Source organism: Bradyrhizobium campsiandrae (genome assembly GCF_014529705.1).
Classification (GTDB): Bacteria; Pseudomonadota; Alphaproteobacteria; order Rhizobiales; family Xanthobacteraceae; genus Bradyrhizobium; species Bradyrhizobium campsiandrae.
Window position 1 is genome coordinate 124,641 of record NZ_JAANIH010000007.1, and the last position, 17,191, is coordinate 141,831.

At 64.2% G+C, this 17,191-nt stretch carries 18 protein-coding genes; 7 read left to right on the forward strand and 11 right to left on the reverse strand.

Annotated features, from left to right (window positions below):
* Positions 1-18: 18 nt before the first annotated feature.
* The 5 genes from G8O24_RS07350 to G8O24_RS07370 all read right to left on the reverse strand — a co-directional run bounded on the left by G8O24_RS07350 (position 19) and on the right by G8O24_RS07370 (position 4,879).
* A complete protein-coding gene (locus G8O24_RS07350; RefSeq protein ID WP_188097909.1) occupies positions 19-861 on the reverse strand; it encodes an ABC transporter ATP-binding protein in 843 nt (280 codons plus the stop codon).
* Between the two features lie 123 nt (positions 862-984).
* The gene (locus tag G8O24_RS07355; RefSeq protein WP_188097911.1) at positions 985-1,977 is read right to left on the reverse strand and encodes an ABC transporter substrate-binding protein; all 993 of its coding nucleotides are present in this window, start codon (positions 1,975-1,977) and stop codon (positions 985-987) included.
* A gap of 52 nt (positions 1,978-2,029) precedes the next feature.
* Complete coding sequence (locus G8O24_RS07360) at positions 2,030-2,839, reverse strand: ABC transporter permease (protein WP_188097913.1); 810 nt, start codon at positions 2,837-2,839, stop codon at positions 2,030-2,032.
* Between the two features lie 272 nt (positions 2,840-3,111).
* Positions 3,112-3,771, reverse strand: coding sequence for a TetR family transcriptional regulator (locus G8O24_RS07365; RefSeq protein WP_188098027.1), 660 nt, complete (start codon positions 3,769-3,771; stop codon positions 3,112-3,114).
* Positions 3,772-4,030: 259 nt separating this feature from the next.
* A complete protein-coding gene (locus G8O24_RS07370) occupies positions 4,031-4,879 on the reverse strand; it encodes a VOC family protein (RefSeq protein ID WP_188097915.1) in 849 nt (282 codons plus the stop codon).
* 245 nt (positions 4,880-5,124) lie between these two features.
* On the opposite strand from G8O24_RS07370, the gene G8O24_RS07375 reads away from it, so the two are divergent.
* Together G8O24_RS07375 and rbsK are read left to right on the forward strand one after the other, a co-directional pair.
* A complete protein-coding gene (locus tag G8O24_RS07375; protein ID WP_188097917.1) occupies positions 5,125-6,018 on the forward strand; it encodes a sugar kinase in 894 nt (297 codons plus the stop codon).
* Between the two features lie 22 nt (positions 6,019-6,040).
* Complete coding sequence (rbsK, locus tag G8O24_RS07380; RefSeq protein ID WP_188097919.1) at positions 6,041-6,955, forward strand: ribokinase; 915 nt, start codon at positions 6,041-6,043, stop codon at positions 6,953-6,955.
* Here rbsK and G8O24_RS07385 read toward each other — a convergent pair whose 3' ends face one another.
* A complete protein-coding gene (locus tag G8O24_RS07385; RefSeq protein WP_188097921.1) occupies positions 6,956-8,176 on the reverse strand; it encodes an NAD(P)/FAD-dependent oxidoreductase in 1,221 nt (406 codons plus the stop codon).
* Positions 8,177-8,422: 246 nt separating this feature from the next.
* Here G8O24_RS07385 and G8O24_RS07390 point away from each other — a divergent pair, with 246 nt between their 5' ends.
* Both G8O24_RS07390 and G8O24_RS07395 read left to right on the forward strand, forming a co-directional pair.
* The gene (locus tag G8O24_RS07390) at positions 8,423-9,217 is read left to right on the forward strand and encodes an enoyl-CoA hydratase/isomerase family protein (protein ID WP_188097923.1); all 795 of its coding nucleotides are present in this window, start codon (positions 8,423-8,425) and stop codon (positions 9,215-9,217) included.
* A gap of 2 nt (positions 9,218-9,219) precedes the next feature.
* The gene (locus G8O24_RS07395) at positions 9,220-9,828 is read left to right on the forward strand and encodes a histidine phosphatase family protein (RefSeq protein WP_188097924.1); all 609 of its coding nucleotides are present in this window, start codon (positions 9,220-9,222) and stop codon (positions 9,826-9,828) included.
* Here G8O24_RS07395 and G8O24_RS07400 read toward each other — a convergent pair.
* From G8O24_RS07400 to G8O24_RS07415, 4 genes are all read right to left on the reverse strand, one after another.
* On the reverse strand, positions 9,788-11,128 hold the full coding sequence (locus G8O24_RS07400) for a TRAP transporter large permease (protein ID WP_188097926.1): 1,341 nt from the start codon (positions 11,126-11,128) through the stop codon (positions 9,788-9,790). The two genes, G8O24_RS07395 and G8O24_RS07400, sit on opposite strands and share 41 nt — an antisense overlap.
* Positions 11,125-11,703, reverse strand: a complete 579-nt coding sequence (locus G8O24_RS07405) for a TRAP transporter small permease (protein WP_188097928.1) — start codon at positions 11,701-11,703, stop codon at positions 11,125-11,127. The genes G8O24_RS07400 and G8O24_RS07405 overlap by 4 nt, the downstream gene beginning before the upstream one ends.
* Positions 11,704-11,857: 154 nt before the next feature.
* Positions 11,858-12,853 carry a TRAP transporter substrate-binding protein gene (locus G8O24_RS07410; RefSeq protein WP_188097929.1) on the reverse strand — a complete coding sequence of 332 codons (996 nt, stop codon included), beginning with the start codon at positions 12,851-12,853 and terminating at the stop codon, positions 11,858-11,860.
* 63 nt (positions 12,854-12,916) lie between these two features.
* Complete coding sequence (locus G8O24_RS07415) at positions 12,917-14,629, reverse strand: IlvD/Edd family dehydratase (protein WP_188097931.1); 1,713 nt, start codon at positions 14,627-14,629, stop codon at positions 12,917-12,919.
* A gap of 174 nt (positions 14,630-14,803) precedes the next feature.
* Between G8O24_RS07415 and G8O24_RS07420 the strand changes: the two genes are divergently transcribed.
* From G8O24_RS07420 to G8O24_RS07430, 3 genes are all read left to right on the forward strand, one after another.
* On the forward strand, positions 14,804-15,484 hold the full coding sequence (locus tag G8O24_RS07420) for a GntR family transcriptional regulator (protein ID WP_188097933.1): 681 nt from the start codon (positions 14,804-14,806) through the stop codon (positions 15,482-15,484).
* 57 nt (positions 15,485-15,541) lie between these two features.
* Positions 15,542-15,856 carry a hypothetical protein gene (locus G8O24_RS07425; protein ID WP_188097935.1) on the forward strand — a complete coding sequence of 105 codons (315 nt, stop codon included), beginning with the start codon at positions 15,542-15,544 and terminating at the stop codon, positions 15,854-15,856.
* 118 nt (positions 15,857-15,974) lie between these two features.
* Positions 15,975-16,658 (forward strand): nitroreductase, encoded by a 684-nt coding sequence (locus G8O24_RS07430; RefSeq protein ID WP_188097936.1) that lies wholly within the window; start codon positions 15,975-15,977, stop codon positions 16,656-16,658.
* A gap of 14 nt (positions 16,659-16,672) precedes the next feature.
* On the opposite strand, the gene G8O24_RS07435 is transcribed toward G8O24_RS07430, so the two are convergent.
* Complete coding sequence (locus G8O24_RS07435) at positions 16,673-17,086, reverse strand: hypothetical protein (RefSeq protein WP_188097938.1); 414 nt, start codon at positions 17,084-17,086, stop codon at positions 16,673-16,675.
* Positions 17,087-17,191: the final 105 nt, after the last annotated feature.

Sequence of the window (17,191 nt, forward strand, 5' to 3'; positions counted from 1 at the left end):
AGAGTTACTCCCATCGTCCTAGTCCAACGTCCCCTGCGAAAAGAAATGCTTGCGGATGCGCTGCACCAGCTCCGTAAACACAGGATCCGCCATCACGTCGAGCGAGCGCGGGCGCGGCAGCGGGATGTCGTAGATCGCGGCGATCGCACCGGGCCGCTCGGTCATCACCAGCACACGGTCGGCGAGGAACACGGCTTCCGGAATCGAATGCGTGATCAGCAGCACCGTCTTCCTGGTTTCACGCTGGATCCGCATCAGCTCGACATTCATGCGTTCGCGTGTCAGCGCGTCGAGCGCGCCGAACGGCTCGTCCATCAGCATGATCCTGGGGTCGTGCACCAGTGCGCGGCAGATCGAGGCGCGCTGCTGCATGCCGCCGGAGAGCTGCCAGGGCAGCTTCTTCTCGAAGCCTTCGAGCCCGACCAGCTTGAGCAGCGCCTTGGCGCGGACGAGATATTCGTCGCGCCCCAGCCGCTTCATGTCGATCGGCAGCATGACGTTGCCGAGGATGTTGCGCCAGGGCAGCAGCAACGCGTTCTGGAACACGATGCCGACATTGCCGTGCGGCGCCGTCACCTTCTCGCCCTCGACCAGCACCTCGCCCGTGGTCGGCGGCAGCAGGCCGGAGATCAGCTTGAGCAGCGTGGACTTGCCGCAGCCGGACGGGCCGACCACGACGAAGAACTCGCCATCGTTGATATGGAAATCGAGCGGCCGCAGCGAAGGCACGTCGCCGTCGCGCGTGCGGTAGGTCTTGGACACGCCCGATAGCTTGATGCCTGACGCGTCGCCGACCCGGTCCGACACCAGGCGCAAATGCGCGGCCGGCTGTTCCGCTGGACTGGCCTTCTTAGGAATCATTCAGTTACATCCAATCGAACAAAGCTGTCACCGCCGTCATTGCGAGGAGCCCTTGCGACGAAGCAAGCCAGAGTCTTTGCGCAGTGGCAGCCTGGATTGCTTCGCTCGCAATGACGAAAGCGCTCACGTGCCACTCTTCGGCAAGTAGTCGTTGGTGTAGAACGCCTTCGGGTTTTCCTTGGCCTTGGCATCGAGCCCGCCATATTCGACCATCAGGTTGACGCTGTCGGTCATGTTCTGGTCGGTGACCTGGAACGGCCGCTTGCTCCTGGTCTCGGCGGTCCGGTACAGCGGGATGGTCAGCTCAAAACCCTGCGTCAGCGTGTCGATCTTGCCGCCCTTGGGATTGGCATCGAGGATCGACTGCGCGGCTGCCTTCGGTTCCTTCTCGGCAGCTTCGACCGCCTTGGTCGTCGCCGACATGAAGCGGCGGACGAGGTCGGCATTAGCCTTCACATAGTCGGTGTTGGCGATGATGCCTGACGAGACCATGTTGATGCCGTAGTCGGCGAACTTGATCGGAAACACGTCCTTGCCGGTCGCGTCCTTGATCTTCATCGACTGGTCCATGACGTAGCCGAGCAAGAGATCAGCCTGACCGTTGATGACGGCGTTGAGCTTGGTCTGGCCGTCGCCGGCAACGGTCTGGAAGTCGCTTTCCTTCAGGCCGGTCTTCTTCAGGAACAGCGGCCAGATCTGCGTCATGGAATCGGCCGGCGTGATCGCGACCGTCCTACCCTTGATGTCTTCAGGCTTCCTGATGTTCTTGTCGGCAAAGCCCATCGCGGACATCGGCGAGGTCTGGAGCAGTACGCCGGTCGCGATCACGGGCGCGCCCTTGATCGCGGCGCGCATCATGGTGGGCACATCGACATAGCCGAAATCGGCGGTCTTGGCAGCGACGGCCTGCGTGGTCGCCGCCGAGCCGCGCCCCTCCTGGATTTCGAGGTCGATGCCTTCGGCCGCGTAAATGCCCTTGGCCTTGCCGTAATAGAACGGCGCATGCTCGCCATAGACGTACCAGTTCAGCATCAACACGACCTTGTCGGCCGCCTGCGCCGGCGAAACTGCAAACGCCATCAGCGCCGCAGCTGCAGCCCCAATCCACCGCTTCATCGTCACTCTCCCTCGTCGTTATGTTCCGGCCGTTGGTGGCCGTTGCTTGATTTCAGGAAGCGAAGATCACCTCTTCGCGCTGGCTGACATGCCAGGGGATAATCAGCTTCTCGATGCGGTCGACGATCCAGAACAGGATGACGCCAAGCAGCGCGAGGATCACCAGGGCGGCGAACATGGTCGGCAGGTCGAACGTGCCGATCGAGCGCTGCATCACATAGCCGATGCCGGAGTTGGAGCCGACGAACTCGCCGACGACGGCGCCGACCACGGCCAGCGTCACCGAGACCTTGAGGCCGGAGAAGATCGCCGGCAACGCATGCGGCAGGTTCACCGCGCAAAACACCTGGAAGCGGCTGCCCTGCATGGCGCGGGCAAGATCAACCATATCAGGGTCGACCGACTTGAAGCCCTGCACGGCCGAGACGACGACGGGGAAGAAGCCGAGCAGGAACGCCGAGATCACCTTCGGGACGATGCCGAAGCCGAACCAGACCACGAACAGCGGCGCGATCGCGATCTTCGGTACGGATTGCGAGAACACCAGCAGCGGATAGACGTAGCTCTCCACCGTCTTGGAGCCCGCGATCAGCATCGCGACGGGGATGCCGAACAGCGCCGACAGCACGAAGCCGCAGACGGTCGCATAGGTGGTCGGCCAACTCTGGCGCAGCAGTTCCGGCCAGTCGCTGCGCAGCACCGCAACCACGTCAGCCGGTGACGGGATCTGATAGGCCGGGATCCTGAACAGCCGGATCGCGAGATCCCAGGCGACGACGATGAAAACGAGGAACAAGAACGGCCGAACCCAGGCCGCATTCAGCAGCTTGGACAATGCACCCTGCGGCTTCGGCTCGGCCAATTTTCACTCCCGGCAGTCTTCTTCGTTATGGGGAGAAATTAACCCGTTGGATAAATACTGTCTAGGGGGCGCTTTGGGTTTTGTGGCAGGGGTTCCGCATACTCAGTGTCGTCCCGGCCTAGTGCGCAATTGCGCACGGGGGCCGGGACCCATAACCCCAGGGAAAAGTTTGGCGAAGACGGGGCGCTCGGGATTAGCACCGCACACGATCGATAGATCACGCGGTATGGGTCCCGGCCTTCGCCGGGATGACGATGAAGAAAGAGCCTGCCTTAAACGGTCTGCGCCACCGCGCTACGCGGCTTCGGCGCCTTGGCGACCTCAAACAACGCGGCCGACCGGCCCGTCAGCGCGGCGAGCACGAGGCCGGACATGTGCGCGAGGCGCTCGTCCTTGGCTTTCTTGTCCAGCAGGTCGCGGCCGAAGATCACGCTGAGCGTCGCCGAGTTGGAGAGATAGAAGAAGCTGAGCGCCGCGATCGAGATGTAGAGCTGGACCGGATCGACCGCGACCTGGAAATCGCCGCTCTCGACGCCGCGCCGCACCACGGTGCGGATCATCTCGACGAAGGGCGAATGCATCGACTTGACCTTGGTCGAGCGCTTCAAATGCTTGGCGCGGGCGAGGTTCTCGGTCTGGAGCAGCGACAAGAATTCGGGGTTGCGCAGGAAGTAGCCCCAGGTGAATTCGATCAGCCGCTTGATGGCCTCGGGCGGATCGAGATGTTCGAGATCGAGCCCCCGCTCCTCGCTGCGGATCTTGTCATAGGCGCCTTCGAGCACCGCCAGATAAAGCTCGTCCTTGTTGCCGACATGGTAGTACAGCATGCGCTTGTTGGCGCCGGCCTTGGCAGCGATGCGATCGACCCGCGCGCCGGCGAGCCCGTGAGCGGAAAACTCCTGCTTGGCCGCCTCGAGAATGCGCAGCCGCATCCCTTCGGGATCGCGCTGCCATTTCAGAGTTCGCTTTGCGGTTGCCTTGGCCAAACCGGGTGCTCGCTGGGTGGTGGTCCAGATCGACTTATCATGCGGGCGAACGTTTGAGAACGATCTCGTGCCCAGGACGCAGTTTCGTAGGGTGGGCAAAGGCGCACTTGCGCCGTGCCCACGTCTTCGCATCGAATAGGCACAGCGTGGGCACGCTTCGTTTTGCCCACCCTACGGGAGTCTTCGAGCGGAACGAGCGCCGCCCTCACTCCGGCGGTTTCGGCGAGCGCTCCAAGAGCACGGTCTGGATGCCGCAGGTGCCGCTGCGCACGGTCGTGATGCGCGTGCCGGGCTTGCGGCCGTTGCGGACTTCGGAGACGTCGAGGCCCGCCGCGATCAGGCGGGTGCGGGTGGCGTCGATGTCGGCGACGCGCCAGCTCAGCCCCCAGAGCCGGTCATGCTGGGAATCCCCGCCCGCCACGGGGCGCCGCACCACTTCGACGATGAGATCGCCGCAGCGGAAGAACATCAGCTGGCCCCAATCATGGTGCGAGCGGTCGAGCGCGAGATCGAGCCCGAGCCGCGCGCCGTAGAGGGCGGCGGCGCGATCGGAATCCTCCGTGGTGATCACGACGTGATCGAGACCGTCGACCGGTGCGACATCTGTCGCAACCGACTTCGGCCGCTCCTCGGCAAGCTCGAGGAAGAACATGCGCACGCCGCGCGTCAGCTCGGTCGCGGCCCGCGTGCGCTTCCAGTGCAGGACCGCGCCCGCCAGTTCGTCGCTGCTCTCGACCTCGGCGACGGGATCCGGCTTCAGAGCCACCCGGTCCAGCCGCCGGTGCATCTTGCCGATGTCCGCGACCCGAAAGCACAGGCTGGCAAGCACGCCCTCATGGTCGTCGAGCAGCGCGCGCATCCGGTCTGCGGTCGCGGTGAAGCCGCTCGGCGCCATCAATTCGATCGTCATGTTGTCGAGGGTGAACAGCACGCGATCGGCGCCCTCGCCGGAATTCTGCCAGGCCGGGGCGCGCGCGAGCAGCGTCTGATAGGCCGCCCTGGCCGCACCGATATCCCTGACCAGGACGACGACGTGATCGAGGCCGGTGATCATGTTCCCTCCCTTCCGACGGAGCCGGAACCGAACGCCCGTGACAAGCCCTCGTGGTCCTGTCGGGTCACCGGCTCGGCCCGGGGCGACGCGGCCCCGCCACGGTCGTATTCCGCCCCCCGGCCGAGCTCAAGCGCCTATCGCCATGACTTTGCGAATATTTTGGCGTTGGAATATTTTTGGCTCTCGCCGAAGCGGTGCTAAGGTAAGTCGCCGGCCGGGACCACCCAGCGCATCACGGACAACCAATGCAGGCTCTCTTTATCGGACAGACCTATATCGACGTCGTCTTCATCACCGACCACATGCCGACCGGCGACGAGAAGCACGTGGCCTCGGATTACGCGGTTTCGTTCGGCGGCAACGCGGTGACGGCGGCGTTCTGCTGCGCCAAGCTCGGCATCGTGCCCGATCTGATCGCCACCGCGGCCAATGACTGGCTGGGGCGCATGTTCCAGGACATGTGCGCGAAATACGCGATCTCGCTGCATGCGCGGAAGGTGAACCAGTCCTCGCTCTCCTTCATCATGCCCAAGGACGGCAAGCGCGCCATCGTCCGCTGCCGCGACGATTCCCACATCCATCCGTTCCCGATCCTCAATCTCGGCAATTGCCGCGCGCTGCATGTCGACGGCCACCAGCCCGACGCCGCGATCCATTACGCCAAAGTCTGCCGCGAGGCGGGCATTTTGACCTCGCTGGACGGCGGCGGCCTGCGCACAAACACGCATGAGCTCCTGGAGTTCATCGACGTCGCGATCGTCGCCGAGCGGCTATGCGAGCAGATGGACCTGACGCCCGAGAAGATGCTCGACTACCTCAAGAGCCGCGGCTGCAAGATCGGCGGCGTCACCATGGGCGAGAAGGGCCTGTTCTGGTACGACGAGACCGGAACGGTGCAGGTGATGCCGGCGATGCCGATCCCCCGCGAGCGCGTGATCGACACCAATGGCGCCGGCGACGTCTTCCACGGCGCCTATGTCTATTCGTATCTCGCCCATCCCGGCAAAAGCTGGCGCGAGCATTTCGACTTCGCGCGCGCCGCCTCGACCTTCAAGATCCAGCGGCTTGGCAACGAGGCCGGCCTGCCGACCCTCGTGGACATCGCCAAGGTCAGGCACGAGTTCGAAGTTCGCGTTTAGGAATTTGCAAGGGCGACATGTCATGGGGCGCGTCTTCGTCGCCGGCAGCATCAACATGGACGTGGTGGCGACGGCCGATCGCCATCCCAAGGTCGGCGAGACCGTCGCGGGCCGCGAAGTACTGTATTTTCCGGGCGGCAAGGGCGCGAATCAGGCCGTCGCGGCGTCGAGGCTCGGCGCGAAGACGACGCTGATCGGGCGGCTCGGCAAGGATGCGTTCGGGGCCGAGCTGCGGACGTTCCTCGGCGCGCAAGGCATCGATCTCGGCTCGGTTCGCGAGGCCGACACCCATAGCGGCACCGCGATCATCACGGTTGCGGCGTCCGACAACACCATCGTCGTCATTCCCGGCAGCAATGCGCAGGTGGGCGCGGAGGATGTTGCGGCGGTTCCCTTGGCCAAAGGCGACGTCGCGGTCAGCCAGTTCGAGATCCCGCTGCAGACCATCGCCGCGTTCTTCCAGCGCGCCCGGAGCGCCGGAGCGGCGACGCTGCTCAACCCGGCGCCGGCGCAACAGATGCCCGCTGAGCTGCTCGCGCTGGTCGACATCCTCGTGCTGAACGAGACCGAGCTCGGCTTCCTCGCGGGAACCGGGCTCTCCGATGACGACGAGGCCGTCAAGATCATCGCGGTCGCCCGACAGCTTCAGGTGCGCGCGGATCAGACCATCTGCATCACGCTCGGCAAACGCGGCGTGCTCGCGCTCGCTGGCAACGAGGAATTTGCGGTACCCGGCCGCGCGGTGAAGGCGGTCGACACCACGGGCGCCGGCGACTGCTTCGTCGGCGCACTCGCCTCGCAACTGGCCGATGGCGTGGCGTTGCGCGCAGCCCTCGCCTTCGCCAACGCCGCCGCCTCGATCAGCGTACAGCGCATGGGGGCCGGGCCATCGATGCCGACGGCAGCAGAGGTAACAGCGGTACTCAGCGCCGGCTGATCACGCCAGCGCGCTCTTCAGGTCAAAACTTTCGTCGGCGGCCTGCTCTGGCGTGATCGAGCGGTCCATCGCCTGCAGGCGGCGGCCAAACATGTGATCGCCGGCGCGATTGATCGATTCGATGCCGAGCAGCCTGTCGCCGTGATAGCAGAATGCGGAGAACGCCTTCTTGGCGGGATCGCCGCGCAGCACGACACGGTCATAGCCGGTGGTGAGGCCTGATATCTGGAGCTTGTCCTCGCCCTGGTCGCTCCAGAACCAGGGATGGCTGTCATAGGGCTTCTTGTCGCCGGTCAGCCGCGCGGCCAGGCAGCGGGCGTGATCGGTGGCGTTCTGCACCGATTCCAGCCGCAGCGAGCCGCCGAAGCGCGGGCTCGCGAACAGCGCGCAATCGCCGATCGCTGAAATGTTCGGATCTGCCGTCGCGAGATATTCATCGACGATGATGCCGGCGGCGACGGGCAGCCCCGCCTCGGCTGCAAGCTCGATGTTCGGCAGCACGCCGACGCCGACCACGACGAGGTCGGCGGGCAGATGCCGGCCGTCGCTGAGACTGACGCCGGTGACCTTGCCGCCCTCGGCTTCGATCGACGTTGCCTGCACGCCGAGGTGAATACGGATGCCGGCCTCGCGATGCCGTTCTTGAAAATATTCCGAGACCTCCGCCGTCACCGCGCGCGCCATCACGCGCGGGGCGAGCTCGAGCACGTCGACCTCGAGGCCCTTGATCCGCGCGGTGGAGGCGAATTCGAGGCCGATGAAGCCGGCGCCGATGATGACGGCGCGTTTCTTCGTCGGCATGATTTGCCTGAGCGACTCGCTGTCGTCGAGGATGCGCAGATATTTCACGTCGGGCAGGTTGGCATTGGGCAGATCCAGCAGCCGGTTGCGCGCGCCCGTTGCCAGCACGAGATGGCCATAAGGCAGCGTCTCGCTAGATGCGAGCAGCACCTTTCGCGCGGCGCGGTCGATCGACACGGCGCGCCCCGAGATCAGCTCGATGTTCTGGTCCTGGTAGAATTTTTCGGGGCGGAACATCAGGCTGTCAGGTCCGGCCGAGCCCTTGATATAGGCCTTGGACAGCGGCGGCCGCTGATAGGGCAGATGCGCCTCGTCATTGATCAGGCAGATGCGATTCGCATAACCCGCCTGCCTCAGCGACGCAGCGACCTGGTAGCCGCCGTGGCCGGCCCCGACGATGATCACCGGTCCGTCGGTCATTGGACAGCCCATTTCTGCAAGACACGAGCGTGACCCATGTCGTTCCCTCTCCGTAAAGATGGCTTGGCTAGCCTAGCGAGGAGCCGGCGCTCGTGTCCGTCCCTTTGGCGAAGGCGGCCCCATATGAGCCTATCGTTCCGCGCTGCGCAAGGGGCGCCTGAAGGGCACCGCCGGCCGGGGATTGTGTCCCCCCGCCTTCTGCGATTTAGTTGCAGTAGCTAACCTCTCCAGCCGGGGATTTTTCCGATGCCAGCACCCGTCTCAAAGCCCGACGATCCCGCGCTGCTACGGATCGAAGGTGCGATCGCCACCATCACGCTCAACCGCCCCGCCGCGTTCAACTCGGTCAACCTCGCCATCGCACAAAAGCTGGAGCAGCTCGCGGCCTACATCGAAGGCGATGACGCCATCAAGGTTGTGGTGATCGAGGGCGAAGGCCGCGCCTTCTCGGCCGGCGGCGATCTGCAGACGATCGGCGCTGCGGCCGAGGCGGGCACGGTGACACCTGTCGTCGGGGAACTGCTCAAGCACTATCACGCCTTCATCGAGATCCTCAGGCGCATGCCGAAGATCTCGCTGTCGAGCGTGCACGGCTCCGCCGCCGGCGCCGGTATGGGCCTCGCCTTCGTCACCGATCTCTGCATCGCCGCTGATGACGCCAAATTCACGCCGGCCTATGCCAAGATCGGCGTGTCGCCGGATGGCGGCAGCACAGTCGGCATCGTCGGCACGGTCGGCTCGCGCCGGGCGTTGCAGATTTTTCTCGCCGAGGACAACTTCACCGCGCAGCAGGCCCATGCATGGGGGCTCGTGGCGAAGACCGTTCCCGCAACCGAGCTGAAAGCGGCGACGCGGCAGCTTGCCGAGCGGCTGGCGCAGAACCCGCCGGCGGCCATCGCCGGCACCAAACAGCTGGTCTATGCGGCCGCGACGACGCCGGTGAAGCAGCAGCTCGATGCCGAGGAGCACAAGATCATCATGGCCATGAACACGGAGGAGTTCCGCACCGCCGTGAAGAAGTTCACGAGCAAGGCCAAGTGAGCATGCAGGCGCCATCGCGCTCGTTCTGCGGTCTGCGGCACGGTGCCACCGACTGGAACCGGCAAGGCCTTTTCCAGGGCCGGACCGACAACCCGCTTAACGAGGACGGTCTCAAGCAGGCGCGCGAGGCCGCAGTCCTGTTGCGTGGCGCCGGCATCAGCCGCATCGTCGCAAGTCCCCTGGTGCGCGCGGCGCGAACGGCCGAGATCATCGCGGAAGCGATCTCGGTGCCGCTTGCGATCGACGACGGCATCATCGAGTTCGACTTCGGCAGCCTCGAGGGCCTGCCGATCCGCGACCTCATGATCAAGCACAGCGTCACATCGGCGACCGGCCTCGTCTCGATTCTTCCCGCTGACGGCGAGAGCTGGGACGCCATGACCGAGCGGTCGCTGGCCTGCGTCGCCGCGTGGCTGGACCGGCATCCCGATGACCACTTCCTGTTCGTCTGCCATGACGCGGTGATGCAGGGCATGGCGAAGGCGCTATCCGGCAGCTATTTCAAGAACAGCCACGGCACGCCGTTCCGCTATGTCTGCGACGCCGTGCAATGGCGCGTGGAGCTGCTCGCTACTGCGGACAGATGTAACCCGTCCCCGCCGGCGATTTGAAGCAGCCGACCGACTCAGGCAGCACATGTCGCGGCAGCCACAGCACGACGCTGGGGAAATAGATCGCGAACGCGATGGTGGCGAAGAACACGACATAGATCGGCAGCGCCGCACGCAGTGCCTTGGCGAAGCTGATGCCGACGAATTTCGAGGCCATCAACAGCACCAGGCCATAGGGCGGCGTGATCAGGCCGAAGGCGAGCGTCGCGATCAGGACCACGCCCATGTGGACGCCGTTGATGTCACCGGCTTCCGTCAGCGTGTTGACCAGCGGCATGAAGATGATGATGGTCGGCACCGGCTCGATGAAATCGCCGACCACGGTGAACAGCAGCACCATCAGCAGCATGATCAGATGCGGATCGTGGCCGGCGATCGAGGTGATCATGTCGGCGATGTAGCTGGCGCCACGCAAGTAAGCGAGCATCCAGCCGAAGGCGTTGGCGGCGCCGATGGTGATCAGCGGCAGCGAGAAGATCAGGCCCGCAAGGCAGAAATCGTACGGGATCTTCCGGAAATGGCCGCGGTTGAGCGCGGGTATCACGACCAGGATGATCCAGACCACGGCGACGACGCCGGCCTCCGTCGGCGTGAACCAGCCGGTCAGGATGCCCCCTAGCAGAATCACCGGGATCATCAGCGGCAGCGCTGCATCGCCGGCCGCGAACACGATCTGCCGCAACGGCGCACGCGGCTTGCGCAGGCCGGACGGGCCGAAGAAATAGCAGTAGATCATCAGACCGAAGCCGATCATCAGGCCGGGGACCACGCCTGCCATGAACAGGCCGGCGATCGAGACGTTGCCGACCGCGCCATAAACGACGGCCGTGATGCTCGGCGGCACCAGCGCCGCGATGGTCGAGGCGGAGGCAATGATCGCGGCGATAAAGGCGGGCTCGTAGCCCTCCCGCTTCATCGGGCCGCCGAGCGCCCGGCTCATCACGGCGACGTCGGCGGTGGTCGAGCCCGACATTTCCGAGAAGAACATGCTGAAGACGACCACGACCTGCGACAGCCCGCCCCTGATATGCCCGACCAGCGACACCGAGAGATTGGCTATTCGCACCACCACATTGGCCGAGCTCATGAGCTCGCCGACCAGGAGGAAGAACGGGATCGCCAGCAAGGCCTCGGAATCGACGCCGTCAAAAATCTTCTGGATGATCGCGGCAAGCGACACGTCGGAGAGGATGGCGCCGATGAACACGCCGGCCATCAGCGAGAACGGCACGGGCACGCCGAGATAGCCGAACGACAGGAAGCAGATCGACATCAACGCAAGAACAATGGGTGCGCTCACGGCTGCGCCCTCATTTGCGCTTCGGTCGCGACGGGTGCGGCATCTTCATCCAGCGGCTCCGGATGATCGAAGCCGTTGCGCAGGCCGTTGACGAGCTGCTCGATCGTGAACAGGCCAACCAGGAGGCCGGAGAGCGGAATGATCGCATAAAGCGAGGCGATCGGCGTGCCCGACGGCAGGCGGAAGCTGCCGAAGCCGCGCAGATAGTTCTGATAGCCGTACCAGATCAGGCAGAACGCGACGCCGAGCACGATGAGGCGGATGATGACTTCGACGATGAGCCGCGGCGTGCCGTGCATCGCCTCGGAGATCGCGGTCAGATAGAGGTGGTCGTTGCGGCGCGTCGCGACCGCGGTCCCGATGAAGATCGCGTAGATGAACAGCGTCGAGGTGACTTCCTGCAGCCACAGCCAGGGATGGCCGATGGTGCGGGTGACGATGTCGGCGGTGACCGACAGCGAGAAGCCGAAGCACAGCAGGCCGCAGAGGATCATCAGCGCGAGCTCGAGCCAGTCGAGCCAGCGCCATTTGAGGTGGCGTTGGCGGTGGAGGACCAGTTTGTCGGAAATCGACATTCAATTCCCTTGTCGTCCCGGCGAAGGCCGGGACCCATAGCCCCAGGCCGTTATGATGAAAGCAAGCTGACAGCCATCGTGCCCCAAGCTCCGCCGCGGAGTATGGGTCCCGGCTTTCGCCGGGACGACGCGCGGAGAGAGCGACGCACGCAGCCTAATTGATCGCCCGGATCAGATCCTTGATCTTCTCGGCGTGCGGGCCGAGCTCCTTGGCGAGCTTGTCGAGATAGGGGTCGGCAATCGCCGTAAAGCTCTTCTTGTCGACGTCGTCGACCACCTTGACGCCCATCTTCTTCAGCTTCTCGGCGGCGCTGCGCTCGAGGTCGAACGCCTTCGCCGGCTCCTTGGTGCTGATCTCGTTGGCCGCGGCCTGGACCCAGCCCTTCTGCTCGGCCGAGAGGCTCTGCCAGAGCTTGTCGGAGACGAACACCAACGCATTGTTGGCTTCGTGCTCGGTGATGTTCAGCACCGGCGCCACCTCGTAATGCTTGTTGACGAGGTAGACATTGATGCTGTTTTCGGCGACGTCGACGACGCCGGTCTGCAAGCTGGTGTAGACGCTGCCGAACGGCATGTGCACGGTCTGGGCGCCATAGGCCGGGAACATGGTGTCTTCGGTCGCAGTCGCCTGCACGCGGACCTTCAGGCCCTTGATGTCGGCGACGTTGTGGATCTCCCTCTTGGAGTACATGTGGCGCACGCCCTGCGAGCCGGTGCCGATGAGATGCAGGCCCTGCGTGGTCTCCTCGATCATGGCCTTGAGCGCTTCGAACACCTTCGGGTCGGCGAGGCCTTTCACCACATGCTGTTCGTCGCGGAACAGATAGTGCAGCGACATCACGCCGGCCTGCGGCGAGATCGTCGCGGTGTTGGCCGAGGAGACGATGGAGAATTCGACGTCGCCGGCTTTGACGAGCTGGAGCACCTGCGGCTCCTGGCCCAGCTGCGCGCCGGGATACTGGTCGATGATCATGGTGCCTTTGCTCAATTCCTTGAGCTTGTCGGCAAAGAGGTCGCCGGCAATGGAGTAGCCGGTGTTGCGGGGCTGGTCATAGGCGAAGCGATAATGCTTCACCTCCTGTGCCCCCGCGCCCGTGACGAACAGCATGGTGGCTGCAGCCACCAACCCACACATGGATCGTGCGATCATCGTCTCCCCCTGTTTTATCGCCGGCCGCTTTCAGCGGTCTCGGCGCTCGTTGGTTGTCAGCCCTTACTCAGTCTTCTTCCCAGTCCTCTGCATGAAGTCGAAGTCGCAGCCCTCATCGGCCTGCATGATGGTCTCGTTGAACAGCCAGGCATAGCCGCGCCGCGCTTCGTCGGGCGCAGCCGCCGGCTTCAAGGCCGCGCGTCGGCGCTCCAGCTCGGCCGCATCGACCAAAAGCTCGATGCTGCGCTTGGCCACATCGAGGCTGATCCTGTCGCCGTTCTTCACCAGCGCCAGCGGTCCGCCGACGGCGGATTCCGGGGTGATGTGGAGAACGATGGTGCCGAACGCGGTGCCGCTCATGCGCGCATCGGAAATGCGCACCATGTCCTTGGTGCCGCCGCGCGCGAGCTTTTTGGGGATCGGCAGATAACCGGCCTCGGGCATCCCCGGCGCGCCCTTGGGGCCGGCATTGCGCAACACAAGCACGTCGTCGGCGGTGACGTCGAGCTCGGGATCGTCCACGCGCAGCGTCATGTCCTCGACCGACTCGAACACAACCGCGCGCCCCGTGTGCTTCAGCAACTTCGGGCTCGCCGCCGATTGCTTGATGACGGCGCCGCGTGGCGCGAGGTTGCCATGCAGGATGGCAAGGCCGCCTTCCTTCTTGATCGGATTGTCGCGCGAGCGGATCGCGTCCTGGCCCGGCACGTCTTCCGCATTGGCAACGACGTCGCGCAGCGTCTGGCCCGAGATCGTCTTGGCGTCGAGATCGACGAGATCGCCGAGCTGCGCCAGCAGCTTCGGCACGCCGCCGGCGTGATGGAAGTGCTCCATGTAATGCTCGCCGGACGGCTTGAGATCGACCAGAACAGGCACCTCGCGGCCGATCTGGTCGAACATTTCGAGATCGAGCCGGTGCGGCGAACGATGCGCCATCGCGGTCAGATGGATCAGGCCGTTGGTCGAACCGCCGATCGCCTGCAGTACGACTTGCGCGTTCTTGAACGAGGCCGGCGTCAGCAGCTCGCTCGGCTTCGGCCCCTTGGCCTTGGCCATCTCTGCAGCGACCTTGCCGCTGGCTTCCGCCAGACGGAAACGCTCGGCGTGCGGTGCCGGAATCGTCGCGCTCATCGGCAGCGACAGGCCCATGGCTTCGATCATGCAGGCCATGGTCGAAGCCGTGCCCATCACCATGCAGGTGCCGACCGAGGGCGCGAGGCGGCCATTCACCGCCTCGATCTCGGCGTCGTCCATCTCGCCGGCGCGATACTTGGCCCAGAGACGGCGACAGTCGGTGCAGGCGCCCAGCACCTCGCCCTTGTGATGGCCGACCACCATGGGACCGACCGGGATGACCACCGTCGGCAAGTCGGCGCTGATCGCGGCCATCACCTGCGCCGGCAGCGTCTTGTCGCAGCCGCCGATCACGATCACCGAATCCATCGGCTGGGCCCGGATCATCTCCTCGGTGTCCATCGCCATCAGATTGCGCAGGTACATCGAGGTCGGATGCGCAAAGCTCTCGGCGATCGAGATGGTCGGGAACACGAACGGCATCGCGCCCGACAGCATCACGCCGCGCTTGGCGGCTTCGATGATCTGAGGGACGTTGCCGTGGCAGGGATTGTAGTCGCTATAGGTATTGGTGATGCCGACGATCGGCCGCTCCAGCGCGTCGTCGGAATAACCCATGGCCTTGATGAACGCCTTGCGCAGGAACAGCGAGAAGCCGGCATCGCCATAGCTCGTCAGACCCTTGCGCAAACCACTCGTCATCAGACCACTCCTTCTCGTCTGGCATTGTGCTACAGCCTGCCCCCTGATTGTCAATAACTGAGGTGCTTACGGCCGGACTTTCTGCCTTATGGCACCGCACTAGACACAAATTATTGACAATCGCGCCTGGCCCTGCTCCACAAGGCGGACCGGCAAGAGCCGGAGGCCGAGGGCATGTCCGACATTCGCACAGCAGACGCCATGGCTGTCAGGCGCGACGACCCTGACGACGTCGTCGCGCGGCTGGAGGAGGACATCATCTTCGGCCGCCTCGCGCCGGGTGCGCGGCTGACCGAGGACGCGCTGATGTCTCGATACGGCACCTCGCGGCACTTCGTGCGGCAGGCGCTGGTGGATGCCGAACGCCGCGGCATCGTCCGCCGCGAGAAGAACGTCGGCGCCACCGTCCGGTTCTATTCGGCCGAGGAAGTCCGGCAGATCTACGAAGTCAGGGAGATGCTGACGCGGCAGGCCGCGCTGATGATCCCCCTGCCCGCGCCGCAAAGCCTGATCGACCAACTCACCGCCTTGCAACGCGGCTATTGCGCCAAGGCCGATGTGCGCGACCTCCGCGGCATCCACGAGGCCAATGACGCCTTCCACGTCACGCTGTTCGCCGCCTGCGGCAATCCCTATCTGGTCCGCTCGCTGCAGGACTATATGAGCCTGACCCTGCCGATGCGCGCCAAAAACCTCGCCGACCGCGACGGCCTCGCGCAATCACGGCGGCAGCACGAGCTGATGATCGAATTGCTGAAGGGCCGCGACAGCTGGGCGCTGGCCCAGCTGTGCGTCGATCACATGCAGTTCAGCAAGGAGGATTATCTGGCGAGGATTGCGGGGGAGACGCACTAGGCCCGCGTATGACAAGCTGATCCCAATGCGCCTCAGGGTCAAGACCTGCTGAAACCGATGCCCAACCACGAGCCAATTAAGCGCTGGAAGATCACCGAGACAGTGCTTGAACGAGCGCGAAATGCGCTGCCAGCTAGCCCAGCTGCAAACGAGCACGAGACCGCCAGGCTTTTAGAGCAATACCGGGAATTCCTCGAGCACAATGAGCTTGGGCTAGCGCTCGACGCGCTCGAGGAACTCGGTCATCTCCTCTCCGCTCAAGGGGGATTCTGGCGTGATCTGGAACGTGCCGCAGAAAATATGGGACTGTCGGATAGATTGCCCGCGCTTCGCAAAGCATTCTCCGACGCGCTGCTGAAACAGCGTCCGTGACATTGGAATAGCACGTCGCCAAGCGGAAAAGGCCGAGCTTTTCCTGTCTGAAAAGCTATGGACATGATCAAAACCGTGAGCGAGAACGCGGCAGATGCCAATTTCAGGATGCCGCAAGATGGAATTTGATGATGTCATTCTCGGCCGGCGAAGCATTCGCGGTTACAAGCCGGACCCTGTCCCGCAGCAATTGATCAAGGAAATCCTGGCGCTCGCCATGCGCGCGCCATCCTCGATGAATACCCAGCCGTGGAATTTCTACGTCATCACCGGCGCCCCGCTGGACCGTATCCGTCAGGGCAATACCGAGCGCAATCTGGCGGGCGTGCCGCATTCGCGCGAATTTCGAACCGGCCAGCCATTCGAGGGCGTACATCGCGAACGCCAGATTGGCGTTGCCAAGCAGTTGTTCAGCGCCATGGGAATTGCGCGAGATGACAAGCAGCAGCGGCAGGACTGGGTGCTGCGCGGTTTTCGCCAGTTCGACGCGCCCGTGTGCGTGATCATCACCTACGATCGCCAATTGGCCTCCAGTGACGATACGGCCTTCGACTGCGGCGCCGTGGCGACCGCGCTCGTCAACGCGGCCTGGTCGCGCGGGCTTGGGGCCGTGATCAACAGCCAGGGCATCATGCAATCCCCCGTCGTGCGCGAGCATGCCGGGATCGCGGACGATCAGGTGATCATGAAGAGCATCGCGCTGGGCTGGCCGGATCACAGCTTTCCCGCCAATGCCGTGGTGTCCGAGCGCAAGTCGGTGGAAGAGGCGACGACGTTCGTGGGATTTGCGAGCGGAGGCTAGGAGCGGGCGCTCGTTCAGTAGCGTCGCAGCAGGCCGCGGTCCACGCTGGCACCGCCATAATGGGCGCAGGCCCTTCCCGGGTTCCTGATCAAATCCGCTCGGACGCGCTTGAACGCCTTGCTGGCCGCGACCGACACTTCGGGACGGAACTTGCCGGGATCGTAGCTCTCGCCGTCGTGGGCCTTGATGGCCGCAGCATAGGCGTCGATCATGGCCATCGCCGCATTGGTGCTGCCGAGCAGCCGGGCACCGAGTTGAACGCTGCCGCTACCATCGACCTCATAGCCGACGCAACGTTGCTCCAGCACCACGGATGCGGTGACGAGCTGGTCGAGAAACGCCGCTTCGGCCTCGCTGAGCGGTGCGGCGCGCGAGGGTCCTGAGACAATCGTGGCAAGCATCGCGAAGAGTGACAATTTGAATTTCATTGTCGTGGCTCTCGAGTTGCAGTCGCAGATATCGAGAGCCAGAGGAGGTTCGGCGCGGTGTTGACCTAGATCAATGGCACGCCGGGTGTCATCGGTTGTTCGAGA

Bases quoted from the DNA above. Each gene is read 5' to 3' on its own strand.
- G8O24_RS07385 (WP_188097921.1), bottom strand. From the start codon at position 8,176: ATGACCGACGGACCGGTGATCATCGTCGGGGCCGGCCACGGCGGCTAC.
- G8O24_RS07375 (WP_188097917.1), top strand. From the start codon at position 5,125: ATGCAGGCTCTCTTTATCGGACAGACCTATATCGACGTCGTCTTCATC.
- rbsK (WP_188097919.1), top strand. From the start codon at position 6,041: ATGGGGCGCGTCTTCGTCGCCGGCAGCATCAACATGGACGTGGTGGCG.
- G8O24_RS07350 (WP_188097909.1), bottom strand. From the start codon at position 861: ATGATTCCTAAGAAGGCCAGTCCAGCGGAACAGCCGGCCGCGCATTTG.
- G8O24_RS07410 (WP_188097929.1), bottom strand. From the start codon at position 12,853: ATGATCGCACGATCCATGTGTGGGTTGGTGGCTGCAGCCACCATGCTG.
- G8O24_RS07355 (WP_188097911.1), bottom strand. From the start codon at position 1,977: ATGAAGCGGTGGATTGGGGCTGCAGCTGCGGCGCTGATGGCGTTTGCA.
- G8O24_RS07430 (WP_188097936.1), top strand. From the start codon at position 15,975: ATGGAATTTGATGATGTCATTCTCGGCCGGCGAAGCATTCGCGGTTAC.
- G8O24_RS07405 (WP_188097928.1), bottom strand. From the start codon at position 11,703: ATGTCGATTTCCGACAAACTGGTCCTCCACCGCCAACGCCACCTCAAA.
- G8O24_RS07415 (WP_188097931.1), bottom strand. From the start codon at position 14,629: ATGACGAGTGGTTTGCGCAAGGGTCTGACGAGCTATGGCGATGCCGGC.
- G8O24_RS07390 (WP_188097923.1), top strand. From the start codon at position 8,423: ATGCCAGCACCCGTCTCAAAGCCCGACGATCCCGCGCTGCTACGGATC.
- G8O24_RS07395 (WP_188097924.1), top strand. From the start codon at position 9,220: ATGCAGGCGCCATCGCGCTCGTTCTGCGGTCTGCGGCACGGTGCCACC.
- G8O24_RS07425 (WP_188097935.1), top strand. From the start codon at position 15,542: ATGCCCAACCACGAGCCAATTAAGCGCTGGAAGATCACCGAGACAGTG.
- G8O24_RS07370 (WP_188097915.1), bottom strand. From the start codon at position 4,879: ATGATCACCGGCCTCGATCACGTCGTCGTCCTGGTCAGGGATATCGGT.
- G8O24_RS07365 (WP_188098027.1), bottom strand. From the start codon at position 3,771: ATGCGGCTGCGCATTCTCGAGGCGGCCAAGCAGGAGTTTTCCGCTCAC.
- G8O24_RS07420 (WP_188097933.1), top strand. From the start codon at position 14,804: ATGTCCGACATTCGCACAGCAGACGCCATGGCTGTCAGGCGCGACGAC.
- G8O24_RS07435 (WP_188097938.1), bottom strand. From the start codon at position 17,086: ATGAAATTCAAATTGTCACTCTTCGCGATGCTTGCCACGATTGTCTCA.